The sequence below is a fragment of the Streptomyces sp. NPDC111656 genome (assembly GCF_055656965.1).
Window position 1 is genome coordinate 1 of record NZ_JBVKCA010000040.1, and the last position, 23,894, is coordinate 23,894.

The 23,894-nt window shown below is 69.4% G+C and carries 25 protein-coding genes and 2 pseudogenes; 17 read left to right on the forward strand and 10 right to left on the reverse strand.

Features of this window, described 5'->3' with window-relative positions; translation table 11 throughout:
• Window positions 1-633, forward strand: a 633-nt coding sequence (locus ACZ7M3_RS50080) for a PP2C family protein-serine/threonine phosphatase (RefSeq protein ID WP_472073136.1), incomplete at its 5' end; no start/stop codon positions are given.
• Between the two features lie 417 nt (window positions 634-1,050).
• Window positions 1,051-1,917 (forward strand): NAD-dependent epimerase/dehydratase family protein, encoded by an 867-nt coding sequence (locus tag ACZ7M3_RS50085; RefSeq protein ID WP_472073138.1) that lies wholly within the window; start codon window positions 1,051-1,053, stop codon window positions 1,915-1,917.
• 502 nt (window positions 1,918-2,419) lie between these two features.
• On the opposite strand, the gene ACZ7M3_RS50090 is transcribed toward ACZ7M3_RS50085, so the two are convergent.
• The 4 genes from ACZ7M3_RS50090 to ACZ7M3_RS50105 all read right to left on the reverse strand — a co-directional run bounded on the left by ACZ7M3_RS50090 (window position 2,420) and on the right by ACZ7M3_RS50105 (window position 5,747).
• A complete protein-coding gene (locus tag ACZ7M3_RS50090) occupies window positions 2,420-3,439 on the reverse strand; it encodes an NADPH:quinone reductase (RefSeq protein WP_472073140.1) in 1,020 nt (339 codons plus the stop codon).
• Window positions 3,440-3,553: 114 nt separating this feature from the next.
• Entirely contained in the window at window positions 3,554-4,447 is an 894-nt protein-coding gene (locus ACZ7M3_RS50095) for an aldo/keto reductase (RefSeq protein WP_472073142.1), read from the reverse strand.
• Window positions 4,444-5,001: a TetR/AcrR family transcriptional regulator gene (locus ACZ7M3_RS50100; protein WP_472073144.1), complete on the reverse strand. Its 558-nt coding sequence runs from the start codon at window positions 4,999-5,001 to the stop codon at window positions 4,444-4,446. The genes ACZ7M3_RS50095 and ACZ7M3_RS50100 overlap by 4 nt, the downstream gene beginning before the upstream one ends.
• 179 nt (window positions 5,002-5,180) lie before the next feature.
• Entirely contained in the window at window positions 5,181-5,747 is a 567-nt protein-coding gene (locus ACZ7M3_RS50105; RefSeq protein WP_472073146.1) for an RBBP9/YdeN family alpha/beta hydrolase, read from the reverse strand.
• 105 nt (window positions 5,748-5,852) lie between these two features.
• On the opposite strand from ACZ7M3_RS50105, the gene ACZ7M3_RS50110 reads away from it, so the two are divergent.
• Together ACZ7M3_RS50110 and ACZ7M3_RS50115 are read left to right on the forward strand one after the other, a co-directional pair.
• A complete protein-coding gene (locus ACZ7M3_RS50110) occupies window positions 5,853-6,281 on the forward strand; it encodes an Lrp/AsnC family transcriptional regulator (RefSeq protein WP_472073148.1) in 429 nt (142 codons plus the stop codon).
• A 100-nt stretch (window positions 6,282-6,381) separates the two neighbouring features.
• Complete coding sequence (locus tag ACZ7M3_RS50115) at window positions 6,382-7,014, forward strand: TetR/AcrR family transcriptional regulator (RefSeq protein WP_472073150.1); 633 nt, start codon at window positions 6,382-6,384, stop codon at window positions 7,012-7,014.
• Window positions 7,015-7,112: 98 nt separating this feature from the next.
• On the opposite strand, the gene ACZ7M3_RS50120 is transcribed toward ACZ7M3_RS50115, so the two are convergent.
• Entirely contained in the window at window positions 7,113-7,331 is a 219-nt protein-coding gene (locus tag ACZ7M3_RS50120) for a hypothetical protein (RefSeq protein WP_472073152.1), read from the reverse strand.
• Between the two features lie 401 nt (window positions 7,332-7,732).
• Between ACZ7M3_RS50120 and ACZ7M3_RS50125 the strand changes: the two are divergent.
• Window positions 7,733-7,906 (forward strand): annotated as a pseudogene (locus ACZ7M3_RS50125) (Glu/Leu/Phe/Val dehydrogenase dimerization domain-containing protein); the annotation flags it as partial.
• 152 nt (window positions 7,907-8,058) lie between these two features.
• Here the strand turns inward: ACZ7M3_RS50125 and ACZ7M3_RS50130 are convergent.
• The 4 genes and pseudogenes from ACZ7M3_RS50130 to ACZ7M3_RS50145 all read right to left on the reverse strand — a co-directional run bounded on the left by ACZ7M3_RS50130 (window position 8,059) and on the right by ACZ7M3_RS50145 (window position 10,519).
• A complete protein-coding gene (locus ACZ7M3_RS50130; protein WP_472073154.1) occupies window positions 8,059-9,342 on the reverse strand; it encodes a phosphatase PAP2 family protein in 1,284 nt (427 codons plus the stop codon).
• A gap of 484 nt (window positions 9,343-9,826) precedes the next feature.
• A pseudogene (locus ACZ7M3_RS50135) lies at window positions 9,827-10,054 on the reverse strand (hypothetical protein); the annotation flags it as partial.
• A 40-nt stretch (window positions 10,055-10,094) separates the two neighbouring features.
• Complete coding sequence (locus ACZ7M3_RS50140; protein WP_472073156.1) at window positions 10,095-10,265, reverse strand: hypothetical protein; 171 nt, start codon at window positions 10,263-10,265, stop codon at window positions 10,095-10,097.
• A 26-nt stretch (window positions 10,266-10,291) separates the two neighbouring features.
• Window positions 10,292-10,519: a hypothetical protein gene (locus ACZ7M3_RS50145; RefSeq protein WP_472073158.1), complete on the reverse strand. Its 228-nt coding sequence runs from the start codon at window positions 10,517-10,519 to the stop codon at window positions 10,292-10,294.
• Window positions 10,520-10,688: 169 nt separating this feature from the next.
• On the opposite strand from ACZ7M3_RS50145, the gene ACZ7M3_RS50150 reads away from it, so the two are divergent.
• From ACZ7M3_RS50150 to ACZ7M3_RS50170, 5 genes are all read left to right on the forward strand, one after another.
• Window positions 10,689-10,943, forward strand: coding sequence for a hypothetical protein (locus ACZ7M3_RS50150; RefSeq protein WP_472073160.1), 255 nt, complete (start codon window positions 10,689-10,691; stop codon window positions 10,941-10,943).
• Window positions 10,943-13,198 carry a heavy metal translocating P-type ATPase gene (locus ACZ7M3_RS50155; protein WP_472073162.1) on the forward strand — a complete coding sequence of 752 codons (2,256 nt, stop codon included), beginning with the start codon at window positions 10,943-10,945 and terminating at the stop codon, window positions 13,196-13,198. The genes ACZ7M3_RS50150 and ACZ7M3_RS50155 overlap by 1 nt, the downstream gene beginning before the upstream one ends.
• Window positions 13,195-13,716: a copper chaperone PCu(A)C gene (locus ACZ7M3_RS50160; protein WP_472073164.1), complete on the forward strand. Its 522-nt coding sequence runs from the start codon at window positions 13,195-13,197 to the stop codon at window positions 13,714-13,716. Before ACZ7M3_RS50155 ends, ACZ7M3_RS50160 begins: the two co-directional genes overlap by 4 nt.
• 150 nt (window positions 13,717-13,866) lie before the next feature.
• Complete coding sequence (locus tag ACZ7M3_RS50165) at window positions 13,867-14,568, forward strand: hypothetical protein (protein WP_472073166.1); 702 nt, start codon at window positions 13,867-13,869, stop codon at window positions 14,566-14,568.
• 271 nt (window positions 14,569-14,839) lie between these two features.
• A complete protein-coding gene (locus ACZ7M3_RS50170; protein WP_472073253.1) occupies window positions 14,840-15,439 on the forward strand; it encodes a sigma-70 family RNA polymerase sigma factor in 600 nt (199 codons plus the stop codon).
• A gap of 80 nt (window positions 15,440-15,519) precedes the next feature.
• On the opposite strand, the gene ACZ7M3_RS50175 is transcribed toward ACZ7M3_RS50170, so the two are convergent.
• Window positions 15,520-16,023: a copper chaperone PCu(A)C gene (locus ACZ7M3_RS50175; RefSeq protein ID WP_472073168.1), complete on the reverse strand. Its 504-nt coding sequence runs from the start codon at window positions 16,021-16,023 to the stop codon at window positions 15,520-15,522.
• A gap of 932 nt (window positions 16,024-16,955) precedes the next feature.
• Here ACZ7M3_RS50175 and ACZ7M3_RS50180 point away from each other — a divergent pair.
• The 7 genes from ACZ7M3_RS50180 (at window position 16,956) to ACZ7M3_RS50210 (ending at window position 23,878) form a co-directional block, all read left to right on the forward strand.
• Window positions 16,956-17,708 (forward strand): aspartyl/asparaginyl beta-hydroxylase domain-containing protein, encoded by a 753-nt coding sequence (locus ACZ7M3_RS50180; RefSeq protein ID WP_472073170.1) that lies wholly within the window; start codon window positions 16,956-16,958, stop codon window positions 17,706-17,708.
• Window positions 17,709-17,957: 249 nt separating this feature from the next.
• Entirely contained in the window at window positions 17,958-19,367 is a 1,410-nt protein-coding gene (locus ACZ7M3_RS50185) for an MFS transporter (RefSeq protein ID WP_472073255.1), read from the forward strand.
• Window positions 19,368-19,449: 82 nt separating this feature from the next.
• Entirely contained in the window at window positions 19,450-20,577 is a 1,128-nt protein-coding gene (locus ACZ7M3_RS50190) for a beta-ketoacyl-ACP synthase III (RefSeq protein WP_472073172.1), read from the forward strand.
• Window positions 20,574-20,813, forward strand: coding sequence for an acyl carrier protein (locus ACZ7M3_RS50195; protein ID WP_261688053.1), 240 nt, complete (start codon window positions 20,574-20,576; stop codon window positions 20,811-20,813). Before ACZ7M3_RS50190 ends, ACZ7M3_RS50195 begins: the two co-directional genes overlap by 4 nt.
• A 38-nt stretch (window positions 20,814-20,851) precedes the next feature.
• Window positions 20,852-21,742 (forward strand): (3R)-3-[(carboxymethyl)amino]fatty acid oxygenase/decarboxylase, encoded by an 891-nt coding sequence (gene scoE, locus ACZ7M3_RS50200; RefSeq protein ID WP_472073174.1) that lies wholly within the window; start codon window positions 20,852-20,854, stop codon window positions 21,740-21,742.
• The gene (gene scoD, locus ACZ7M3_RS50205; protein WP_472073176.1) at window positions 21,739-22,266 is read left to right on the forward strand and encodes a (2E)-enoyl-ACP glycyltransferase; all 528 of its coding nucleotides are present in this window, start codon (window positions 21,739-21,741) and stop codon (window positions 22,264-22,266) included. Before scoE ends, scoD begins: the two co-directional genes overlap by 4 nt.
• A gap of 49 nt (window positions 22,267-22,315) precedes the next feature.
• Window positions 22,316-23,878: a fatty acid--CoA ligase gene (locus ACZ7M3_RS50210; protein WP_472073178.1), complete on the forward strand. Its 1,563-nt coding sequence runs from the start codon at window positions 22,316-22,318 to the stop codon at window positions 23,876-23,878.
• The last annotated feature ends 16 nt before the right edge of the window (window positions 23,879-23,894 follow it).

The window sequence follows — 23,894 nt, forward strand, 5'->3', positions numbered from 1 at the left end:
GCCGCCCGCACGGCCAAAGGGACCCGGATCGTCATCGGCGATGTCAGGGGCAAGGGCCTCGAGGCGGTCGGGGATGCCGCCCTCCTTCTCGGCGCATTCCGGGCCGCGGCCCACAGGCAGGCCGACCTGTCCGTGCTGGTCGCCTTCCTGGAGGGAACCGTCTCCTCGGACCTGGACGACCCCGCGGCCCCCGAAGGCGAGGCCGAGGATCGTGGCGAGTCATTCATCACCGCCGCCGTGCTGGACGTCCCGGACAACGAGCCGGCCCTTCACATGATCAACTGTGGGCATCCCCCGCCCCTGCTGCTGCGCGGCGGCCAGGTCGGCCTGCTCGAGGTGCGCCACCCGACACCTCCTCTGGGTCTCACCGAATTCGTGGAATCCGAACTCTTCCCGGAAACGTTCGCCTTCGAGCCCGGCGACATCGCCCTTCTCTACACGGACGGCGTCATCGAGGCCCGCGACCGGAACGGCACGTTCTACCCGCTTGCGGAACGGGTGGCCGACAAGTCAGGCAAGGGTCCCGACGATCTCCTGGCCCACCTGTGCGCCGACCTGTTGCACCATGCCGGCGGACATCTGGACGACGACGCCGCCATGGTGGCGATCGAGCGCATGCCGGGCTCATGGTGAGCAGCGGCAGGAGCAGTTCGCCCCCGGCGCACTGGATGTCGCTCCACTCTCGTCCGTCACCGGCGCGGCTCCCTGGCTGCTGGAGTGGATCCGCCAGGCGGAACCGGATGCCCCGAAGCCGATGCGGGGCTTCGCCGGTTCCCTCCGCCAGGACCACGACGCCGTCCCCGAGTGGCGTGACCTCCCTGGGCGGACCGGCAGCGAGGGGCCGGGCCGTGGCCCTCGGTCGCCGGAGTCGGGGGAGAAGCTGGAACACGTCGCGACGTCCGGGGGCTTCCTCGTCCTTCCACTGTCCAGCGCTGATGCCCTGGGGGTATCGCCGCTGACGGAAGAGGTCTTGGACGCCGGCCGAGGCACGGAGACAGGGTGGAGGAGCGGCGGAATCCCCCGCCGCCGACCACAAGGACCGTGAGAGCGATGCAGATCTTCATCACAGGCGGCTCCGGCTACATCGGCCGCTCCACCATTCAGGCACTGACCAGGCACGGCATCGGCGTGACGGCGCTGGCGCGCAGCGAGCGCGCGGCGCGCGCCGTGTCGGACCTCGGTGCCACCCCGGTCGCCGGGGCGCTGAGCGACACCGATGTCCTCCATGAGGCGGCCCGCAGGGCCGACGGGGTCATCCACCTCGGGGTGGACTATGTCGAGGGCACCGCGGACGTCGACCGCGCGGCGGCCGAGGCACTGCAGGACGGCGTGGGAAGCGGACCCTATGTGCACACGGGCGGGGTGTGGGTGTACGGCGACACCGACGGGGTCGTCGACGAGGACGCCCCGCTGAGCCCGCCGCGCATCACCGCCTGGCGGCTGGAGAACGAGAAGCGCGTGCTCGCCCGGGCCGCCACCGGAGCGCACCCGGTGGTGGTGATGCCAGGGCTGGTCTACGGCCGCTCCGGCGGACTGGCGCAGTCGTTCTTCGTCGAGCCGGGGCGCACCGCAGGTGCGGTGCCCTGCATCGGGGACGGCTCCAACCACTGGGCGCTGGTCCACGTCGACGACATCGCCGAGCTGTACGTCCTGGCCCTGAACGCCCCGGCCGGTTCCGTCTACGCCGGGGTCGGCGGCCAGAACCTTCCGCTGGCGGATGTCACCCGGGCCCTCAGCCACGCTGCCGGATGCCCGGACCGGATCGAGTCGCTGACCGTCGAGGAGGCCGTACGGCGGATGGGCCCGATCGCCGAGGCGTTCGCCCTCGACCAGCAGTTCAGCGGCGCCCGGGCGCGTCGCGAGCTCGGCTGGACGCCCACCCGTCTCGACGCCCTGGCGGAACTCGCCCAGGGCTGAACAACCAGGGAAGGGGGTGCCTGACCCATCGGGAAGACGGTGCCGAATGCGGGTCCGGAAGGCATCACGGCAATTCTCGCGACCGTGCTGGCCATGACATGGCTGGCTCGCCGCCGTGGAGACCACCGACTCCATCCGCAGCGAACTGAGCCGGGTATGCCGCCGAGGACGCAGGACCGCCCGACACCGGGCCCGGCGTGCGCACCGGGCTTGAACTGCGCCGCGCCCTGATCGGCGGCAAGCGGAGTGCCCTGATCCGCCTGCGCGACCAGCGCATCATCGGCGACATCGTCTTGCGTCGGCTGCAGGCGGTCCTGGACAGCGAGGAGATGAGGATCGGGCTGGCCCTGCGTGCACTGTGTCCGAGCGGCATGTTGTTCGTGCGGCCCTCCGTCCGTGCGGCCCTCTCAGATACGGCTGACCGCCAGGCTGCGCCCGCCCTCGTGTTCACACACCCCGGGATCACCATCGTCTGGGCAGACTCCGCCTATGGCCCCGGACGTCACGATGTGACGTCCACCAGGACCTTGCCGACCGCGCCGCGCTCCACCGCACGGTGTGCGTCGGCGGTGTGCTCGAGCGGAAAGCGGACCAGCGGCAGTCCGTGCTCCTCGCCGACGGGCAGGGCACCGTCCCGGACTGCGGCGGCGACGTCCTCGGCGGCCGCGGCGCGCGCCTCCGGACCGGCCGTGTAGAGCACCAGGAACTGGAGGTGTGTGTTCAGCACCATGTTCTGCAGCACGTCCAGCTCGACCGGCTTGCCACCGTCGTTGGCGTAGGTCGAGATCGTGCCGCGCGCCCGCAGCACGGCCAGGTCCAGTGCGAGGTTCGCGCCCAGCGCCACCTCGGCGACGATGTCGACGCCGTCCGGGGCGAGCTTGCGGATCTCGGCGGCCGGGTCGCCCTCGCGATAGTTGATTACGTGGTGGGCCCCGGCGGCGATGGCCAGCCGGGCCTTCTCCGGGCCGCTGATCGTGCTGATCACGGTGGCGCCGGCCCATCGGGCGAGCTGGATCACCGCGTGCCCGACCGCCCCGGCCCCGCCCGCGGCGAGCACCACCCTGCCGTCGAGCGCCCCGGGCCGCAGACGGCGCGGCCCGTCCTCGGCGACCGTGAGCGCGCGGTGCGCGGTGAGCGCGGGGACGCCGAGTGAGGCGCCGACGTCGAAACCGGCCGCGTCGGGCAGCGGCACGGCCCGCTCGGCGGGCACGACGGTGAACTCGGCGGCGGTACCGGTGGGCCGCCCGGCGGCGGCCATGAACACCCAGACCCGCTGACCGACCCGGCTCTGGTCGATCCCCTCACCGACGGCGTCGATCGTGCCGGCGCCGTCGAGGTGCGGGGTGACCTCCAAGAAGTGCTTGGGGTGGGCGGCGCCGGAGCGCGCCTGCCAGTCGGTCGGGTTGACCCCGGACACGGCAACCCGGACGCGAACCTCGCCGGGTCCGGGCGTGGGCAGGTCACGGTCCACGAGTTGAAGAACGTCGGGGCCGCCGTTGTGGCGGTAGATGATGGCCTTCATGATCCGTCCTCAGAGCCTGGCAAGGAAGGTTTTCCCGGTGCGGGCGGGGTTGCGTCACGGAGTTGCGTCAGGGTGTCCGGCGTGCGGTCGCGACCCGGGCCCCGCTGGGTCCGGTCAGCCGATGGGGACCTCGTTGGAACGAGACTCGATGGCATCGAGGGTGGCGAGGGTCGCGGCGTCGAAGGTGACCTTGCCGGCCGCCAGGTTGGCCTCGAGGTGGGCGGCGTCGGCGGTGCCGGGGATGAGCAGCACGTTCGGGGCGTGGTGCAGTAGCCAGGCGAGGCCGACCTGGGAGGGTGCGACGCCCAGGGACTCGGCCACGGCGTGCACCACCGGCTCCTCGGAGACCTTGGGCAGACCCGGGAAGGCCCCGCCGAGGGGGAAGAACGGCACCCAGGCGATGCCCTCGGCCGCACACAGCTGCAGCATGTCCTCGTCCTCGCGGGAGACGAGACTGTACGCGTTCTGTACGCAGACGATGCCCGCCGGCAGGGCGCGGCGCAGGCCGTCGAGGGTGATGCTGCTCAGGCCGATCGCACCGATCTTGCCCTCGTCGCGCAGAGCGGTCATCACCGCGAGCTGGTCGTCGAGTTCGACCACTTGGTCGCCCTCGGGACGCAGCCCGGGGCCGGTGTCCAGGCGACGGAGGTTGACCACCGGGAGCCGGTCGACGCCGAGGCTGCGCAGGTTGTCCTCGACGCTGGCGCGCAGCTGCTCGGGCCGCTGCGCCAGACGCAGGGGCAACCGCCCGCCCGGGTTGGGGTCGGCGCCGACCTTCGTGACCACCAGGACATCGTCCTCGGGGCGCAGCGTCTCGCGGATCACGTCGTTGGCGAAACCGAAGCCGTAGAACTCGGCGGTGTCCACATGGTCGACGCCCAACTCGACGGCGCGGCGCAGCAGTTCGACCGCCTCGTCGCGGCGAGCATGCAGGCGTTCGAGCTGTAGTGCGCCGTAGCCGACCCGTAATACGGTGCGGCCGGCGAACGAAGCGGTCAGGGTGGTCATGAAGCTGTCGCCTCGGTTGGCGATCGCAAGGCGGCGTACAGCAGTTCCGCCAGGTAGAGCGCCGAGATCCGGTGAGCGATCGGGGTGGCACGCTCGCGGGCCTCGGCCGGCTCGTGGCGCTCGACCTTGACCAGCCAGGCCGTGACGCAGTCGTGCAGCAGTGCGCGCATCCGGTCCGTCATGTCGACGACGATGTCGCGGATGGCCGGGTCGGTGGTCGCCTCACCCCAGGTCTGCACACCGACCCGGGCATCGACGGCGTCGATGGCGGCGATCAGGCGGGCCAGTAGTTCCTCGGGGTCGGGCGGGGTGTCGCTGGCGGCGTACTCGCCGAGGACCGCGGCGCGCTGGGTGAGCACCTCGCGGGCGGCGGCTTGGACCAGGTCGGCTTTGTTGTTGTAGTGGGCGTAGATCGAGCCGGTCGAGAGGCCGGACTCGGCGGTGATGTCGGCGATCGAGGTCCGCTCCAGGCCGTTGCGGTCGAAGCAGCGTACGGCGGCCTCGGTGATCTGGGCGCGCCGGAGCTCCTTGCGCGCGTCGGTGAGTCGCGGCATCACACCCCCCACAAAAAGAATCCTGGTTCTGCTTGTGGTGCACGTTAACAGATCAGCCATTCTGTTTGCGGTACAAGCTCGGTGATCTCGTGGAGGGAGGCAACAGAAGTCTCCTGAATCGGATGTGACGCCGGATCAGTTGCAACCTGGTGGTGGGCAACGTTCCCTGCGGTGGTTGATCAACGCCGGGTCAGTGAGTCCAGGAGTTCACGGCCTTGCGGCCACGGGCCCAGGCCACCGGCGGAGTTGATGTGTCCGCACGCGCCCGCCGGATGCCATCGCGCCGCCCATCGGTCCGCGAAGTTCACGGCTGCCTCGGGGGTGCAGTACGGGTCGTTGGTGCTGCCCACCACCAGGGCTGGGCACGGTAGCGGTCGTGCGGACAGTTCGATGAACGTCGGGGCCGTCTGCCGTGGGAACGCCGGCCCCTGTGGGTCGGGTGGCGCGACCAGGAACGCGCCGCCTACCGGGCTCGACGGGTTCTTGTCCAGCCAGGTGGACGCCGCCCAACAGCCCAGGCTGTGGGCTACCAGCACAACGCGGCTGTCCCGGCGGCAAGCGTCGTCGTACGCCGTCTGGACAGCGTCGACCCAGTCATCCAGGTCGGGGGCTGACCATGAGGCAGGGGAGATCCTCACCGCTGAGTTTCCCCACTGTTGCTCCCACAAGGTCTGCCAGTGCTGCCCGTCGGAGCCGTCGATGCCGGGGATGATGACGTACGCAACCACTGCTTGCCACCGTTTCACTCGTCGTCGCTTGCGATCCTGGGGACGTCTGGCGCTGATTCTGTTGGAAGCAACAGAGCAGCGACAGCCACGCAAGCGATCTCAAAGAAGATGGGGCGGACAACGATGGAATCACTTGACCGGATCGACCGGGACATCCTCGCCTTGCTCCAGACCGAAGGCCGGTTGACCGGAGCGGAGGTAGGACGCCGCGTCGGACTGTCGCAGCCCGCGGCCAGTGCGCGCATCCAGCGGCTGGAGAAGAACGGCGTCATCACCGGCTACCGGGCCGATGTCGACCCAGCGGCACTCGGTCTGAACATTCACGCGATCATTCGCTTGCGCACCACACATGCCCAGCTCCCACGCGCCCTGGACTTGGCTTCCCGGATTCCCGAGGTCGTCTCCACCTTGAGAGTCACCGGGGAGGACTGCCTCATCTTCGACGTCCATTGCCCGCAAGCAGGACGACTCGAAGAAGTCGTCGACGCACTCGCCCGCTACGGACCCGCCACCACGTCACTCGTGCTCCGCGCCTACCCCCGAAGCCGCTGACCGACACCACGTCAACGACGTCGTGACCTGTCGGCTGCGTCGAACTCGAGCAGGCCGCCGACAGCGATCTCGGCTGTTGGGCGCGGCGTACAGTTGCCCCATGGCTCGGCCTCGACAGTTTGACGAAGAAGAGGTTGTGCGGGCTGCCCGCGAGCAGTTCTGGTCCGTGGGCTACGACGGCACCTCCATCGACGACCTGAGCGCTGTGACAGGCTTGGGCCGGGGAAGTCTGTATGGAGCGTTCGGGGACAAGCACGCGTTGTTCCTGCGGGCTCTCGACAGCTACAACAGCGACGCGCTGGAGGCCTGGCGCTCGGCTCTGGGCGGCCCCGGGCCGGCCCTGCCCATGCTGGAGCGGCATGTACGTGATGTCGCGGAAGGCATCATCGGGGACGTGGAACGGCGCGGCTGCATGATGGCCAAGATCGCAGCGGAACTGTCGGCCGTTGATGAGGGCGTTGCCGAGCGAATCGCCGAGGTTGTCCGCGGACTGCATGGCGCGCTGCGGGGCTGTATCGCGCGGGCCCAAGCGGAAGGCTCTCTGGATGCTGACGCGGATGCGGGCAGCCTGGCCGCCCTCCTGCTTGCCGTGCTCCGGGGGCTTGAGGCCCTGGGCAAGGCGGGAGCCACTCCCGAGGTTGTCAACGGGGCCGCAGAGCAGGCCTTGGCGCTCCTTCCCCGCGTTTTGACGGACGAACATGCGTCGGGCGTCAGGTCCTCGACCGGTGCCTGATCGTCGCGGTCCCACAAGGTGGCTGGCGTCGGGGCATCAACGCCCGGCTCCTGCCGACGGCTTGCCGACCGTCACCAGGACTCCTGCACGGGCGGCGGCTACCAGGGGCGGACGAGGACGGTGCCGATCTTGCCGGGCCGTGCCGCATGCTCCAGGGCGTTGCCCAGCTCGTCAAGGCCGTACGTTGCGGCCACGTCGAACTGGTCCTTGAGCGAGAGCGCGATCAGCTGTGCGGTGGCGACGTCGGATGCCCGCCTCTCGGCGGAGGCCTCGGACAGCCACCGGCCGATGCCGACACCCTCGGCAACGGGAGTCACAGCACTTCGACCCCGAGGAACTGCTCCGCTTATCCGGTTTTGTACCTACTAGTAAATAACTCGGATCCGGGCACCGCAACCGGCGAGGGTGTGCACCTGCCATACGCCCCGCCCGCTTCGAGCAGGCCCCTGCGACCGGCTGCGCGCACGGGACGTGTCTCGCTGCGGTCTACCAAGAGGGGTGCGGGGATGCCGCCGGGCCCCAAGAGGGGGTGCGGGGATGCGCCAAAGAGGGGGACTGCCCCGTGAGCCGTAGCCGCGACTGCCTTCAGAGCGCGCGGAAGTGGCCGCTCCGGGATCGTCGTCGAGCGCCGCCGACGCGCCCTGTGGTCAGTTCTCATGCGCGCTTCTGGGAGCCCACTGCTGTGAACAGCGGCCTTCTCACCATGCCTGCGGTCCGTGCCGGCGGCGGAATGCGGATGCGCGAAGGCTGCCGTCATGAGGAGGTGGGGGAGCCGGCGGTGGCGATGAGCGCGAAGGAGGCACCGCACTACGACCCCTCGCACCGCTACCTCCCCATGGGCGGCGCCAAGGGCGGGACGGACTGCGACCCGCTCAGCAGCGAGGCACGCGGGTGGACGGCTGCATCGCCCCGGTCGTGCGCTCACGGTGGCAGGGAGGTCTTGGCCGCGATGGTGTTCGTTGCCACGTCCGGCTGCACATGGAACCAACTCTCGCGGCCAACTCATCCGCTACCGCACACGCTCCAAATGAAATGGTCTGCAACTCACACTAGTTCGGGTTGCGGTTCCGGTTGCCGCGCTGGTACGGCCTTCGGATCCCACAGCTTGGCGGTCTGCACGTAGCCGCGGACAACTGAGGCCATCGCCAGAATGAGAAGCGGCCCGAACACCCACGGATGTTCGGCCATCTCCAGCGGCAGATAGCGATATGACACCAAGAGCGCGGCGAAGACCGTGGCACTGTAGGTGACCAACTGGATTCCTGGCCGGTCCCAGCCACGGTCGAGCGAGCGCAGCGCCGCCTCGATCGTGAGTGCAAACACCACACCGGCAACGAGATCCACGCCGTAGTGGTAGCCGAATCCCAGCGTTGCGGCGAGCGTGGCAATCAGCCAGAACGTGCCGGCGAATCGCAGAATCCGGGGGCCCTTACGGGAATGAATGAAAATCGTGGTAGCCCACGCCGTGTGCAGACTGGGCATGCAGTTGCGTGGGGTGATCTCGTCGAATCGCATCTGGTGCGGGGTATTGATCGGCGGCGGCGTGTTCGGCCACAGGTTGGCCACTGCCCAGTGCCCGCCGTCCGCGCCGTAGGCGAAGACCGGTCCGACCACCGGGAAGATCATGTAGATGGCCGGCCCGAGGAGGCCGATGACCAGAAAGGTGCGCACCAGATGATGGCGCGGGAAGCGGCGCTCGACCGCCACGTTGCGCAGCTGGTACAGCGCCACGATGACCGCGGCCACCGCGAGCTGAACGTAGACGGCGCCGAGAACATGGGCGCCGATCGGGCCGGTGGCTGTGACCATCCGGCCCACCAGCCACGACGGGTTGCCCAGCGCGTGATCGGCGGTTGCCACGTACTGGTCGAGCGTCGTCGGGCGGGTCTTCGACGTGATGAGGAGCCAGATATCGCCGGTCTTGCGGCCGGTCACCAGCAACAGGCCAAGGCCGACGCCCTTCAGCAGCAGGACACGTTCCTGGCCGGTGCGGCGCGTGATGGCGACCACCGCATAGCCCAAGATCACCCACAACGCGCCATTGCCGAAGGGGTGGCCGTCGGTCACCTTGGCGTCGACCGCCCACCGCACCAGCAAGATGGCGACGTCGATACCGACCGCGGCACCAGCCGCGATGAACCGTTGCCGCCAGGTGAGCACCACCATCATCAACGCCATACCGGCGTACAGCAGGAAACCCGACTTGGGGGCGAATATCACCTCTCGCGCCTGGTTGGTGATCGGCCCCGGCAGGCCGTAATGACGCGCGGCGATCTCCAGCGTGATGAGGAACACGAGGGTCGTCACACCCGCCATGGCCCACAGCATCGCCCGCGGTTGACGCCACGCAACGAACGCAATTCTGCAGTTTATTCGCGAAAACACCCGCGATGATCTCGATATCAACTGTTTTGGCCGATTTGTTAGATGTTGGCTAAGTAGATCGATCATGCTATCGGAGTGATGCGGGTGGGTTCCCCTGGTTAACGGAAGGCGCGAGGGTCAGTCGAACCTGCGCTCGACGGTCCGGGGTCTCGGAACGACCATGAAGGTCTCGACGCCCGGCGGACATCGAGGGCGTCACGGGTTGCCCAGCGGCTCCGCAACGGGAGGGAGTGGCTGACCGACTTCCTCGATGACATCCCAACTGCCGCTGTCACCATTGCCCTGCTGGAAAGGGGGGTCCCGCAACTAGGATAAAGCGCGGACAGGTAATGGCCGTCGGGATGCCGGTGCAGTGTCTTCAGCGATCCCGTACTGCGACGTCGCCATTTCAGACAAGTCGCCGCCCAACTCGGAAACGTGCCAGCCGTCAAGAGACAGGGAACCCATGTCCTCTCGCGGTTTCGCGACCTGAACGAATTCTTTCCGGGAATGAATTCCGACCGCCGGCCCCAGCCTCGTGAGCGCCTCGTTCGCCAGGAATTTGTTCGCGATCACGGGTGTAGTAAAGCTTGTTGCTCAGCAGGACTGCCCGGCGGTCCTTTCGCGGGAAGAGCCACGCGCCGGTGCCCGTGAAGCCGTAGTGCACCCAGACATCGTCCGGACTCTGTCTCCGACAATGATCCGATGTGCATAACCTAGTCCGAGGGGGTGGCCGACGGCGGTGCCTCGACGACGAAGAAAAGGAAGCAGGTTTTGGTCGAGAGGCCATGGAAGTCGTCGGGGAACAGCTCACGGGCGGCCGGGTCGGGCTGCAGCTCGCTGATGACGGCAAGGCGCAAACCGGCGGTGGTGAAGGCATCGGTCATCGCGTGCAATGGCTCGCACCAGAACCTCATCGGGACGGACCGCCCGTTGAACGTCCAGTCGAAGGTACAGCTGGTGGTCGCAAAGTAGTCGGGCCGAGGCGCCTGGAACCTATAGGCCACGAAGGATGGTGGCGCGGCACCAGCGACGCGACCACGTCGTCGAACGCATCGTCGGCGAACGGCAGGCGGTCGCTCAGGTCGACCACGTGCAGGGTTACGTCGTCACCGAGCCGCCGACTTGCCGACGTCGGCATCCCGGCGCCGGCATCGATGCCGGTGACAACCGCACCGCGGTCGCCGTCGGTCCGCGCGTGATGCGCGCCACATATCTCCTCCGGAACCCGGTCGGTGGCCGATCCGACTACTGAACCGGTACGGCGCGATCCGACCGACGCCGTCCGACGTGACCTGGAGACGCGGTTGATGGACGAGTCCCGGCAATCCTCCTTGACCGGCGCAGGTGCGGCCCTGCGGAAGGCGGCGCCCCCGCCCGCGCTCTGCGGCTTCCTCCTGCTGCTGGCCCTGATCTTCACGGTGTCCTACGCGGTGGGTGCCGGCGCCGGTCCTGTCGCACCCGGCATGCACGGCAGCGGCACGAGCCGCGACGGCGGCAATGGCGGCGGAGGCGGAGGCGCAGGCGTGGACGACATGGGCAACATGCAAGGGGGACACGGCTGATGGGCGCCGAATCGGTGACCACTGCGGTGACGACCGATCTGACCGTCGGTGGCATGACCTGCGCCGCCTGCGTGACCCGTGTCGAGAAGAAGCTCGGCAAGCTCGACGGAGTGACGGCGACCGTGAACCTGGCCACCGGACGGGCTCGCGTGAGCCATCCGACGGAGGTCGACATCGGACAACTCGTGGCGACGATCGAGAAGGCCGGCTACACGGCCGCGCTCCCCGAGCCGCCCAAGAAGCAGCCGCGTGAGGAAGGGCGGGAGACCGAGGAAGCGCGGCAGGAGCGCGACCGACTGCTGGTCACCGCGTTGCTCGCGATGCCGGTGCTCGTGCTGTCGATGGTGCCCGCGCTGCAGTTCCGCAACTGGCAGTGGCTGTGCTTCATGCTGGCGGCGCCGGTCGCGGTATGGGGCGCCTGGTCGTTCCACGTACGGGCGGTACGAGGACTGCGGCACTCGGCGGCCACCATGGACACGCTGGTGTCCCTGGGGGTGGTGGCGTCCTTCTCGTGGTCGGCGTACGCGCTCTTCCTCGGGGGCGCCGGTGATCCCGGCATGCGGATGCCGTTCAGTCTCGTTCCCGCCGCCTCGGACGGCGTCGCGCACATCTATCTCGAAGCGGCCGTCGGCGTACCGCTGTTCGTACTGGCCGGGCGGTTCCTGGAGGCGCGGGCCCGACGCGGCACCGGGGCGGCGCTGCGATCACTGGCCGAACTCGCCGCCAAGGAGGTGTCGGTACGAGACGGCGATTCCGAACGGCTTGTTCCCATTGAAGAGTTGGAACGCGGCCAGGTCTTCGTCGTACGGCCGGGCGAGCGGGTCGCCACCGACGGACAGGTGGTGGAGGGCAGTTCGGCCGTGGACCTCTCTCTGGTCACAGGGGAGAGCGAGCCGGTCGAGGTCGGGCCGGGCTCGGCCGTGGTCGGCGGGGCCGTCAACGCCGGTGGGCTGCTGCTCGTACGGGCCACGGCCGTCGGTGCCGACACCCAGCTCGCCCGCATCACCCGTCTGGTCACCGATGCGCAGGCCGGCAAGGCGCGCGCCCAGCGGCTGGCCGACTCGGTGGCCGGTGTCTTCGTGCCGGTCGTGCTGGCGCTGGCCGTCACCGCGCTCGGGTTCTGGCTGGGCGCCGGGGCCGATCCACAGGCGGCGATCACCGCGTGCGTGGCCGTCCTGGTCGTGGCCTGCCCCTGCGCGTTGGGTCTCGCGACCCCGACCGCGCTGATGGCCGCCACCGGCCGCGGTGCCCAGCTCGGCGTCCTCGTCACCGGCCCGCAGGCGCTGGAGGGGCTTCAACACCTCGACGCCGTCGTCCTCGACAAGACCGGCACGCTCACCACGGGCCACATGAGCGTCGCCCGAATCACCGCCGTACCGGACGGGCTCGGCCGCGACGCGGTACTGCGGCTGGCGGGAGGCGTCGAGCAAGGCTCGGAACACCCACTCGGCCGGGCCGTCTCCGCCTACGCCCGGCGGGAGCTGCGCGAGCAGCGGCTGCCGGACGTGAGCGAGTTCAGTGCCCTGCCGGGGCGGGGAGTGCGCGGCCGGGTCGAGGGGCGGCTGGTCGAAGTCCTCGCCCCGGACGACGAGTTGTCCGCCGCGCTCGCCGCTGCCCTGCCGGTGGCGGAGGCCGCCGCGCACACGCCCGTACTGGTCCGCGTGGACGGGGTGGCCGAGGCGCTGATCGAGGTCGGGGACGTCGTACGCCCCGGAAGCTACCGGGCCGTCGACCGGCTGCGGCGGCTCGGTGTGCGGCCCGTGCTCGCCACCGGCGACCGCGAGGCGCCCGCCCAGGCCGTAGCCGTGGCCCTGGGCATCGACGAGGTGCACGCCCGTTGCACGCCCGAGGACAAGGCCGAACTCGTACGGGAGTTGCAGGAGCAGGGCCACCGGGTCGCGGTGATCGGCGACGGCGTGAACGACGCCGCCGCGCTGGCCGGCGCCGACCTCGGGATCGCCATGGGCACCGGCACCGACGTGGCCATCGGGGCCGCCGACGTGACCCTCGTACGCGGCGACATCGAAGCCCTCGCGGACGCTGTCCTGCTGGCCTGGCGCACCCTGGGCACCATCCGCGTCAACCTCGTCTGGGCCTTCGGCTACAACGTCGTGACCGTGCCGCTCGCCCTGGTCGGCCTGCTCAACCCCATGCTCGCCGCGGCGGCCATGTCCGCCAGTTCGGTACTGGTGGTCGGCAACAGCCTGCGGTTGCGCGGCTGGCAGCCCTCTCCCGCTCGGAGGCGTACCCGATGACCGGACAACAGGTTTGGCGTCCGACACGCCGTCGGCTCACCGACGCCCTGCTCGCCGCGCTCGCGCCCGTCGCCGTGTGCGGCCTGACGCTCGGCGGTCTGAGCACGTGGACCGCGTACGGCAACGCGGGCAGCCCGGCCCGCATCGCGGTCACCGAAGGCCGGGTGTATCTGCCCTACGGCGACGCCCCGGACACGGCGGCCTTCTTCCGGATCACCAATAACGGTGGTTCGGCGGACCGGCTGCTGAAGGTGACGTCCCGCGCGGTCGACGGTGTCGGTACCCTCAGCCGGCATCGCATGACCGGCACTCGGTCGGCCTCCGCGCAGACGGTGGCGTCGGTCGCCGTCCCGGCCGGTGGCAGCCTCGCCATGTCCCCGTACGGCCTTGATGTGACGGTCCCGGCCAAAGCGGGCTGGCAAGCCGGTGATCTCGTCTCGTTCACCTTGCATTTCGAACGCGGCGGGGCCGTGAAGACCCTGGCTGTGGTGGTCCGTCCGGGCGAGGACGACACATGATTCCTCACCCTTAGAGGTCGGCTCGACCGCCCGTCGAGTTCCGGCGGGGCGCTGTGTCCTGTATCACTCTCTTCAGGGTGAGTGGCGGGTCCGGGTGCTGTGCGTACCCACCCGTGACGAGCGAAGCCCGGATGCGAGGATGAGGCCGTCATGACTGCTGGGTGGGGTGTGCGCACGATGCGGGCCGCGGTGTTCGCGGCCGTCTGCGTGCTGCTCGCCGCCCTCGGTCACGTGCTGATGTCGGGCTCCACCGTGCCCTGGTGGACGATGACCGCCGGGTTCGCCGCCACGACCGGCGTCGGCTGGTGCCTGGCGGGCCGTGAGCGCGGGCTCGCGCTGGTGGTGCCCGCCGCGGTCGTCGCGCAGGGGGCCCTCCACTCGGCCTTCTCGCTGGCCCAGTCGGCGGCATCGGGCGTCGGCACGGGCTCCGTGGCGCACGCGACGAGCGGCGTGTCCAAGGGCTCCATGTCCATGGGCTCCATGTCCGTCGACGCGATGGACATGGGCTCCATGGGGTCCATGTCCACGGGACGTTCGGAGCACGCCGGGCACCTTGGGCAGCTGGCTCATGGCATGGGCGGCACGTCGTCGTTCGGCATGCTCGCCGCCCACGCCCTGGCGGCTGTGCTGAGTGGGCTGTGGCTGGCCTACGGCGAGAGGGCCGCGTTCCGCGTGTTGCGGGCCGTCGCGGGATGGCTGGCGGCTCCGCTGCGGCTGTCGCTCGCCCTGCCCGCCCCGCCTCGCCGACCGAGCCTGCGGCCGACGCGCGAACGTTCGGAGCGGGTGCCGCGGCTGCCGCTCGCGCACACGATCATTTCTCGGGGGCCTCCGGCCGGGATCGCTGTCGTCTGAGACAGCTGGTTTCCCGAAGCCCTCTCCGTGAGCGCCGCGTGGTCGGTGCCAGGGCTTCGGGCACGGGCCGTTCACGTCCAACGGCCCCATCCCACCTCCCGTCCCGGGATGTTTCCGCAGCGGCGAACTCACGCCCGGCGTACGAGCGCGCGCGTCTACGTGCCGCCGCGCTGCCGTGCCGCCGTGCCGGATCCCGGACAACCGAGAAGGACATCAGGTGATCACTCCTGTCTGCGCCGCGTCGCGCCCGAAGCGCGACGCGGGGCACAAGATGGCGGATCAGCCCGGCGCGACGGCATCGCCCGACGATCCGGCCACCGCCTGGGCCCTCGCCGCCCGCTCCGGTGACCCCGACGCCGTCGACCGATTCGTGCGGGCCCTGCACCCCGACGTCGTCCGCTACATCACGTACCTCTCCTCCGACCGCCAGCTCGCCGACGATCTGACCCAGGACACGTTCCTGCGGGCGCTCGGCAGCCTGCACCGGTTCGAGGGGCGTTCGTCGGCGCGTACGTGGCTGCTGGCCATCGCGCGTCGCACGGTGGTGGACAGTTGGCGATACGCCGCCACGCGGCCCCGGGTGGCCGACACGGACGACTGGACGATGTGGGCCGAGCGGGCCCAGCCGAGCGGTCTGCCCGGCTTCGACGACGGTGTGGCGCTGCTCGACCTGCTGGACGCGCTGCCCCCCGAGCGCCGTGAGGCGTTCGTCCTCACCCAGCTGACGGGGCTTCCTTACGAGGAGGCTGCCGAGGCCAGTGGTTGTCCCATCGGGACGATCCGCTCGCGGGTGGCACGAGCTCGGGCGACCCTCGTCGAACTTCTTGTCGAGGCCGAGGAGCCGCGCGTTCCTGTCGTCGTCGCCGCATGACGAAAGGGGTGCCGGTGTCCAGCGCGAGCGGGGGACACCGGCACCCTTCCCGGCAACAGGCCGGCCCTGACCGCCGAGGCTCACCTCACGCCTTCGGTCACGCTCGCCCGGACGGCGACCTTCCCGCTCTGACGGAACCACAAGAGGTAGGTCACCTTCTGACCGGCTCTCAGTACGGGAGGATCCAGGATCACGACCCCGAGTCCTCCCGGCGCCATACGTACCGTGCCGCCCGCCGGGACGTCGACGGCCCACACGGGATCCGTACGCCCGGTCCCGGTGCGGCGCACCGTACGGCGCAGGATGCTGACGCCCAGTTCGGGTGAGTCCGCGAACAGCAGGGTGTCCTTCGACCGGCCGGTGTTGCGGATCTCGAAGTACGCGGCGGTGGAGCCCGAGCCCCTGGGTGCCGCCATGATGCGCGCGTCGACGACCGTGATTCTGGGCGGCGGTTCGCCTGCCGCGCCGGTCGCGGTGTATGTCACCAGAAGGGCCAGCGCACCGCAGGAGGCGCCCAACGGCGGCGCGACGGCCCGTAAGAAGTTGGCGAACGGCGTGCTGCGCGTCGGGCGCATCACACGCATCAGGCTTCTGGGCTCCATACGTCAGAGGTCGGGGCGCGCTCCCTGCTGGTTCCCGGCTCCTGCCGAGCTGACCGGTTCCGCCCCGTGGCGGCGGGGAAGGACCCCTCCGGAGCCCGGATCGAACGTGGTTGCGGAACTGCGCGGGACCGCGGCGGGGGAGAGGTGATCACGTGCGGGGTCTCGCGCGAGAGCCGAGGAAAGGGGCGCCGCGGGGTTGGCCGTGGGAGCAGGAGGCCGCCCGCCCCGAACACCGCCGGCCGAGGATCGGCGGGGCCTGGCCCCTGGGTGTCGCCACCCTGACCTTGTTGGGGGCCGGTTACGCCTGGCTGGGTTTCGTTGTGGAGGGTGTGCCCGGAGCCCTGGTGGGCTGTGCCGCGGGGCTGGTGCTGAGCGGGTTGCTCCACCTGTTGGTGGATTCGGCGGTCTCGGGGCCACGGGCGGCGCACCGCAGAGGCCGCGGCACGGCGGAGGTCCGTGGGCGCCTTCGCGGCCGCGGGTGATCACAACACCGCGCGAACGCGGGAACTCCGCGGTCCGTCGGCGCGACTACTTGTCCGTCGGGCCGCCCGGGGATCGAACACGGCGGAACGCGACCACCCCAGCGGCCGACTGAGACCGCGGTGGCGTCTCCTCAAGTGTCATCCAGTGTCGTCGGCATCCTCAAGTGCCGCCACAGCAAGGGAAATTGGCCTGGAGAACGCGGGAACTCGAGCCCACTCGCGACCGACTACTAGTTCGACAGCGCAGCTCAACACCCGCTGACCACCGTGCGAGGTCGGCGGGTCGAAGCGCGGAACTTCGGGCGAAGGTGGTTCGGCACACGTGGAACGCAGACGTCTGCTGCAGCGATCGTGGATTTCGAGCGTTGGGGAACAGTGGTCCGGACGTCGACCCCTTCCGTGTGACCGGGCCCCCGAACTCCGGAGAACCGCATGACACCCGAGATAGAGAACGCCTTCGCCGCGATCAGAGCCGAGTTCGGTACGGAATCGATCGCTCGGGTGGAGCAGATGGTGCAGCCGGGCGGGGGCGAACGGCATCCGCTGCAGAAGGCAGCCAAGTGGATCATGCCGGGGCTCTCTCCCACTCCCTGGCACGACCCGTACGCCTACCCCGAACTGGCCCCGGTCGTCCATGAACTGGAGGCCAGTCATCATGCGATCAAGAAGGAGCTGAATGCCGCATGGGCGGCGCGGCGGGAGGTGTTCTCGGACTACGAGCACTATCTGAAACGCCAGGAGGACTGGCAGGCTCTTTACCTCTTCCGAAACGGACGTCTCGCCGAGGAATCGGCCGCCGCGGCTCCCACTGCTTATCAGGTGCTGAAAGACGTCGCCGTCGACACGGGCAAGATATGCCCTCTCCTGGAATGCCATTTCTCCACCCTGTTGCCGGGCGCAGTCATCGAACCCCATTGCGACCTGTGGAACTTCAGCATCAACCTGCATCTCGCGGTGGACATCCCCGACGGGTGCAGCCTCACGGTCGCCGGGGAGACACGTTCCTGGGAAGAGGGCAAGTGCCTGCTCTTCGACTACTCCTTCGAGCACGAGGCACGCAACGCGGGCACCCGCCCACGGACCTGCCTGCTCATCGACCTCTGGCATCCGGAAACCACCGTTCCGGAGCGCCGGGCGCTGATCGCCCTCATCACCGAGATCCGTCGGCTCATGGACGGGGAGTGACGCGGGTGTAAAGACTGATGCGGGGGTAAAGAATTCGCTTGGAGAATTCCCTGTTCTCGCCGATCCGGCAGTTTCCGACTGTCGGCTTCCCGTGCTGCCCCGATATTCATTGAATACGCAATGAGTGTCGAGAAGTTGCCCATTCCCAAGTCTGAATCGGGCTGCTACGGTGACGAAAAACCGTCGGTCTGCCGGAAATTCATTCCGTAGGAATTCTGAATACTGTGATCCCGAGGGGGGTGATCGATGATGTTCACGACAGAGTCGGCCAAGGATCCGCTCCGAAGGTCAGTCGGACTTCCTCTGCTTGTTCTGGCGTTGGGGCAGCTCGTCATCTCGCTCGACTACAACATCGTGTACGTCGCCCTGCCCGACATCGGCGCCGGGCTGGGATTCTCCGACCACGACCTGCAGTGGGTGGTGAGTGCCTACGTCGTGGCCACCGGAGGCTTTCTGCTGCTGGGTGGCCGGGCCGCCGACCTGCTCGGCCGGCGTCGGATGTTCGTCGTCGCGGCGCTGCTGTACGCGGGGTCGTCCCTCGTGGGCGGCCTGGCTCAGACGCCCGGCGTCCTCGTCGCCGTCAGGGCGGTCCAGGGCATCGGCGGCTCCCTGCTGTTCCCGGCGACACTGTCCCTGATCACCACCCTGTACGAGGAAGGGCCCGACCGGAACCGGGCCCTGGCGGTCTGGGGTGCCGCGGGAGCCGGCGGGCTCTGCTTCGGGTCCCTTCTCGGCGGGGTCCTGGTGGAGGCGTACGGCTGGCCGGCGGTGTTCTTCGTCAACGTGCCCGTGGCCGGAGCCCTCGCGGTGGCAGGGTGGTCGCTCTTCCCCGCGGACGGTCCGTGGGACCGCTCACGGCACTTCGACGTGGCGGGTGCGCTGACCGCGACGGGCGGGATCACGCTCCTGGTGTTCCTGCTGGTGCAGGCCCCCGCGGAGGGCTGGGACACGCCTGCGGCCCTCGTGAGCGCGGTGCTGTCGGTCTGCCTGCTGACGCTCTTCGCCGTGGTGGAGAGGCGGTCCCGTGATCCGCTTGTACCTGCAAGGCTGTTCGCCCACCGCGGCCTGCTCGCGGCCATGGGGGTGACCGCTCTGTTCAGCGCGACGTTCAGTTCGGTGCCGTACTTCCTGACGCTCTACTTCCAGACGGTCCACGGGTACCGCGCGGTCGCGACCGGGCTCGCGTTCCTCGTGCCCGCCGTGGTGGTGGCCGTCGGTACGCAGGTCGGCGAACGGGCCGTGTCCGCCTTCGGTATGCGCCGCATGCTCGTGGGCGGTATGACGCTGGGCGCCACCGGAGCCGCGGCACTCGGCCTGGCCCTCACCTCGGACGGCTCGTATCCCAGCCTCCTGCCGGGAATCGTGCTGCTGGGCCTCGGCCAGGGAGCCGCGTGGACGGGGATGTGGATCGCCGCGTCCGCCGGGGTGGCCCCCGGTGACCAGGGCGTCGCCTCGGGACTGGCGTCGACCACCCTGCAGGTGGGCGGCGCGGTGGGCCTCGCCGTACTGGTCGCGCTCGCCGGTGGCGTCGGGCAGAACGCCTCCGGGCCAGGGCTCCTCGACGGCATCCGTACCGCCGTGTTCGCGATAGCGGGCGGCATCGGCTGCGGCGCGCTCGCACTCCTCGCACTTCGCAGGGCCACCAGTACCAGTCCTTAGACACTCCTTGCACACCCCCTTCGTCTCTCTATTCCGTGTCCGGGCCGTCCGGCCCGTCCTCCGTCATGCCAGGAGAATCCCCATGTCCCCTACCGCCGCGGGCTCTTACGCCCCTCCAGCCGCCGTCCTGTGCGGGCTGGCCGGATGGGTGCCGTCCCGTGTGGTGACCAACGAGCACCTCGCGCGCCGGCTCGACACCGACGACGCATGGATCCGCACCCGGACCGGGATCCGCCGACGCCACGTCGTCGACCTCGGAGAGTCGACGTCGGACCTGGCCGTCGAAGCAGGCCGCCGGGCACTCGCCGCCGCCGCGACGGACAGGGTCGACGCCGTCGTCGTCGCCACGACGACCCCGGACCGCAGCTGCCCGGCCACCGCGCCCGCGGTCGCCGCACGGCTCGGTCTGCCGGGGGCGGCCGCCTTCGACATCAGCGCCGTGTGCACCGGGTTCGTCTACGGCCTCGCCTCGGCCGCCGGGCTCATCGCGGCCGGCGTGGCCGAACGGGTCCTGCTCATCGGGGCGGACACCTACTCCACGATCGTGGATCCCCTCGACCGGGCCAACGCGATCATCTTCGGCGACGGCGCGGGAGCCGTCGTCCTGCGCGCCGGACACCCCGACGAGCCGGGTGCGGTCGGCCACTTCGACCTCGGCAGCGACGGCGCCCACGAGGACCTGATCACGGTCGCGGCCGGTGGTTCCCGACAGCGCTCCCGGCCTGGCGAACCCAGCCGCCAGGACCGGCACTTCGCCATGCGGGGCAAGGAGGTCTACCGGCACGCCGTGACGCGCATGGCCGAGTCGGCGCGCGTCACGCTGTCCCGGGCCGGCTGGAAGATCGACGACGTAGACCACTTCGTACCCCACCAGGCCAATCTGAGGATCCTGCACTCGGTGGCCGACGATCTTGGTCTCCCTCGCGAGCGGTGCGTGACCCATGTCGAGTCCGTCGGCAACACGGGCGCCGCGTCCATCCCGCTCGCCCTCGCCGACGCGGCTGCCCGCCAGGCGCTCCGGCCCGGCGACCGGCTTCTGCTCACCGCCTTCGGAGGCGGCCTCACCTGGGGCTCCTGCCTCCTGACCTGGCCCACGCTCCCCGCGCCGGCCCATCTGCACGACCAACGGCCCCATCTGTACGACCGACAGTCCCATCCGTACGACGAACCGCCCCGCCCGTACGACCAAGGAGAACGGACGACGTCATGAGCACCACCTACGACCAGCTGGTCGACATCCTCGCGAGGCTGCACGACGCCCCGGCCGACCGGATCAGCCCCGAGGCGACCTTCGCCGAACTGGACGTCGACTCGCTGACGATGGTCGAGATCAGCATCCGCATCGAGCGCGACCTCGGTGTGGCCGTCGGCGACGACGAACTCCGGTCCGACCTCACCCTCGGCGACCTCGCCGGACTCGTCGACGCCCGTCAAGCGGCGCTCTGACCTCCTCCGCTCTGCCCACCCCACGAAAGGCAGCACCCATGCGCATCAATGAGCAGCCCGGCACCGCGATCGGCGCGACGGTCGAGGGCTTCGACCACACCACCGCCTCGGCCGCCGACATCGACGCGCTCAAAAGCACCGTCTACACCAAGAAGATCGCCGTCCTGAAGGGCCAGGACCTCTCTCCACAGGAGTTCCTCGAACTCGGCAAGCGGCTGGGCCGCCCGGAGACCTACTACGAGCCGATGTACCACCACCCGGAGGTCACGGAGATATTCGTCTCGTCCAACGTGCCGGAGAACGGAAAGCAGATAGGCGTACCGAAGACCGGCAAGTTCTGGCACGCCGACTACCAGTTCATGCCGGACCCCTTCGGAATCACCCTGATCTACCCTCAGGTCATTCCCGAGAAGAACCGCGGCACGTATTTCATCGACATGGGGCGGGCGTACGGCAGGCTGCCCGAGGAACTCAAGAAAGAGATCGGCGGAACGTACTGCCGGCACTCGGTGCGCAAGTACTTCAAGATCCGGCCCCACGACGTCTACCGGCCGATCTCCGAGATCATCGAAGAGGTCGAACGGAAGACCCCGGCCGTCCTCCAACCGACCACGTTCACCCACCCCATGACCGGGGAGACGGTCCTCTACATCAGCGAGGGCTTCACCGTCGGCATCGAGGACCAGGACGGCAAGCCGCTCGACGACGAGCTGCTGGGGCGCCTGTTCGAGGCCACCGGCCAGCTCGACGAGACCTTCGAGCACGACAACATCCACCTGCAGGCCTTCGAACAGGGCGACCTGCTGGTCTGGGACAACCGCAGCCTGATCCACCGCGCCCGGCACACGACCACCCCCGAGCCGACCGTCTCCTACCGCGTCACCGTGCACGACGAGCGCAAGCTCCACGACGGGATCAAGGCGGCATGACGGCCCTCTTCATGGCCCGGCACCCCACGGACGAGGACCTGTTGGCGCAGGTTCTGGTGCCCTACAAGGACCACTGCAAATACCTGCGCTCGGCCGTCGTGACCCAGAGCGACGCCGGACGAGCCCTCGCCCGCTGCGAATTCGCGATTCCGGAGTCGTGCTACATCGACGACACCGGCCACCTGAATTCCGTCGAGGTGAACATCTGCTACAACCAGATGATGTATTACCTCGTCGCCAAGTCCGTGAAGGAAGGGCTGGGCACAGGGTTCGAATCCTGGACACTGGACGACTTCTGGAAGCACCAGCTCCCGGACATCCTGATCGCCCGCTTCGCCTCCAATTTCCGGCGACCCGTCAACCCCCGTGCGTTCTCCGGGGAGATGGAATTCCAGTCCGTCACCCGGCGCGCCCCGGCAGGCGGCAGCCCGTTCCTCCACGCCGAGACCGCCTTCCGCTACTGGGACGCCGACTCGGGCCGGTGCGACGGCGAGGCGATCCTGGCGTTCGTCAACGTCCCCTGACGCGCCCTCCGCAACCCCACCCAGCGGCAAGAGAGGACGGAGACCCTCCATGGCCATGGACAGGCTCCACCACCCGGAGCTCCAGACGCTCGTCCAGACCGCGAGCTTCCACGCACAGCAACAGCCCACGACGCCCGCGATTCTCTTCGAGGGCCGCACGGTGACGTACGACCAACTGCACCGCGAGAGCAACCGCATCGCCCACGCCATCCAGGCCGCCGGACTCACGCCGGGCGACCGGGTCGCGTACCTCGGCAAGGAGTCCGAGCACTACTACGAGATCCTCTTCGGCTGCGCCAAGAGCGGCACCGTTCTCGTCCCCGTCAACTGGCGGCTGACCGCGCCCGAGGTCAGCCACATCCTGCGGGACTCCGGGACCCGACTGCTCTTCCTGGAGGAGGAGTTCGGGCCGATCGTCGAGAGGATGCCGACCGCGCCCCCCGACACGGTCGTCGAGCTCGGAGAGCCCTTCGCCGTCTGGAAGGCATCCCACCCCGACACCGGCCCGACACCGCACATCACCCCCGACACTCCCGTCGCCCAGCTCTACACCAGCGGCACCACCGGACTGCCCAAGGGCGTCGTGCTCGCCCACCGCAGCTTCTTCGCGATCCGCGACGCGCTGGCGAGCGAGGGGCTCGACTGGATCGACTGGCGTCCCGGTGACATCGCGCTGATCGGCATCCCCGGATTCCACGTCGGCGGCCTGTGGTGGGCCACACAGAACTTCAATGCCGGAACCACGATCGTCGCGATGCGAGCCTTCGCCGCCCGCCAGGCCGTCGACCTCATCCGCGACCTCGGCATCACCACCGCCTGTGTCGTCCCGGCCATGCTCCGCATGATGCTGACCGAACCCGATGTCGGGGCCAAGGACTTCACCACCCTGCGCAAGACCGTCTACGGCGGTTCCCCCATCTCCGAGGCACTGCTGGAGGAGAGCCTCGCCGTCCTCGACTGCGAGTTCGCCCAGATCTACGGCCTCACCGAGACGGGAAACACCGCCGTCTGCCTGCCACCGGCCGCCCATGTCCCCGGCGGTCCCCTCATGCAGGCGGCCGGGCGGCCGTATCCGGGAGTGGGCAGCAAGGTGATCGACGGCGAGGGGCGCGAACTGCCGCCGGGCGCGGTCGGGGAGGTCTGCCTGGCCACGCCGGCCCACATGGTCGAGTACTGGGGACTGCCCGACAAGACCGCCGAAACCCTCGTCGACGGCTGGATCCACACCGGGGACGCCGGATACATCGACGAGGACGGCTACATCTTCATCCGCGACCGCATCAAGGACGCCATCCTCGTCGCCGGCGAGAACGTCTACCCCGCCGAGATCGAGAACGTACTGGAGCACCACCCCGGCGTGGCGGAGGCCGTCGTCGTCGGCGCCCCCGACGAACGCTGGGGCGAGTACGTGCACGCCTTCGTCGTCCCCGCGCCCGGGCAACAGCCCAGCCCCCGCGACCTGCACACCTTCCTCGTCCCGCGGCTCGCGAGCTTCAAGCTGCCGGCCCGCTACGAGTTCATCGACAGCGTCCCGCGCAACCCCAGCGGAAAGATCCTGCGCCGCGAGCTGCGCGACCGCTTCTGGGGCTACTCCGCCCGCAAGGTCAACTGACCTTCCACCAGGCCGG

What these genes read in the sequence shown, in the direction of transcription:
- ACZ7M3_RS50100 (WP_472073144.1), bottom strand. Translation starts at nt 5,001, where the DNA reads ATGCCGCGACTCACCGACGCGCGCAAGGAGCTCCGGCGCGCCCAGATC.
- ACZ7M3_RS50195 (WP_261688053.1), top strand. Translation starts at nt 20,574, where the DNA reads ATGAGCACCACCTACGACCAGCTGGTCGACATCCTCGCGAGGCTGCAC.
- ACZ7M3_RS50185 (WP_472073255.1), top strand. Translation starts at nt 17,958, where the DNA reads ATGTTCACGACAGAGTCGGCCAAGGATCCGCTCCGAAGGTCAGTCGGA.
- ACZ7M3_RS50140 (WP_472073156.1), bottom strand. Translation starts at nt 10,265, where the DNA reads ATGACCGATGCCTTCACCACCGCCGGTTTGCGCCTTGCCGTCATCAGC.
- ACZ7M3_RS50210 (WP_472073178.1), top strand. Translation starts at nt 22,316, where the DNA reads ATGGCCATGGACAGGCTCCACCACCCGGAGCTCCAGACGCTCGTCCAG.
- ACZ7M3_RS50110 (WP_472073148.1), top strand. Translation starts at nt 5,853, where the DNA reads ATGGAATCACTTGACCGGATCGACCGGGACATCCTCGCCTTGCTCCAG.
- ACZ7M3_RS50085 (WP_472073138.1), top strand. Translation starts at nt 1,051, where the DNA reads ATGCAGATCTTCATCACAGGCGGCTCCGGCTACATCGGCCGCTCCACC.
- ACZ7M3_RS50170 (WP_472073253.1), top strand. Translation starts at nt 14,840, where the DNA reads ATGGCGGATCAGCCCGGCGCGACGGCATCGCCCGACGATCCGGCCACC.
- scoD (WP_472073176.1), top strand. Translation starts at nt 21,739, where the DNA reads ATGACGGCCCTCTTCATGGCCCGGCACCCCACGGACGAGGACCTGTTG.
- ACZ7M3_RS50190 (WP_472073172.1), top strand. Translation starts at nt 19,450, where the DNA reads ATGTCCCCTACCGCCGCGGGCTCTTACGCCCCTCCAGCCGCCGTCCTG.
- ACZ7M3_RS50175 (WP_472073168.1), bottom strand. Translation starts at nt 16,023, where the DNA reads ATGCGTGTGATGCGCCCGACGCGCAGCACGCCGTTCGCCAACTTCTTA.
- ACZ7M3_RS50090 (WP_472073140.1), bottom strand. Translation starts at nt 3,439, where the DNA reads ATGAAGGCCATCATCTACCGCCACAACGGCGGCCCCGACGTTCTTCAA.
- ACZ7M3_RS50155 (WP_472073162.1), top strand. Translation starts at nt 10,943, where the DNA reads ATGGGCGCCGAATCGGTGACCACTGCGGTGACGACCGATCTGACCGTC.
- ACZ7M3_RS50115 (WP_472073150.1), top strand. Translation starts at nt 6,382, where the DNA reads ATGGCTCGGCCTCGACAGTTTGACGAAGAAGAGGTTGTGCGGGCTGCC.
- ACZ7M3_RS50150 (WP_472073160.1), top strand. Translation starts at nt 10,689, where the DNA reads ATGGACGAGTCCCGGCAATCCTCCTTGACCGGCGCAGGTGCGGCCCTG.
- ACZ7M3_RS50165 (WP_472073166.1), top strand. Translation starts at nt 13,867, where the DNA reads ATGACTGCTGGGTGGGGTGTGCGCACGATGCGGGCCGCGGTGTTCGCG.
- ACZ7M3_RS50180 (WP_472073170.1), top strand. Translation starts at nt 16,956, where the DNA reads ATGACACCCGAGATAGAGAACGCCTTCGCCGCGATCAGAGCCGAGTTC.
- ACZ7M3_RS50160 (WP_472073164.1), top strand. Translation starts at nt 13,195, where the DNA reads ATGACCGGACAACAGGTTTGGCGTCCGACACGCCGTCGGCTCACCGAC.
- ACZ7M3_RS50145 (WP_472073158.1), bottom strand. Translation starts at nt 10,519, where the DNA reads ATGCCGACGTCGGCAAGTCGGCGGCTCGGTGACGACGTAACCCTGCAC.
- ACZ7M3_RS50130 (WP_472073154.1), bottom strand. Translation starts at nt 9,342, where the DNA reads ATGCTGTGGGCCATGGCGGGTGTGACGACCCTCGTGTTCCTCATCACG.
- ACZ7M3_RS50095 (WP_472073142.1), bottom strand. Translation starts at nt 4,447, where the DNA reads ATGACCACCCTGACCGCTTCGTTCGCCGGCCGCACCGTATTACGGGTC.
- scoE (WP_472073174.1), top strand. Translation starts at nt 20,852, where the DNA reads ATGCGCATCAATGAGCAGCCCGGCACCGCGATCGGCGCGACGGTCGAG.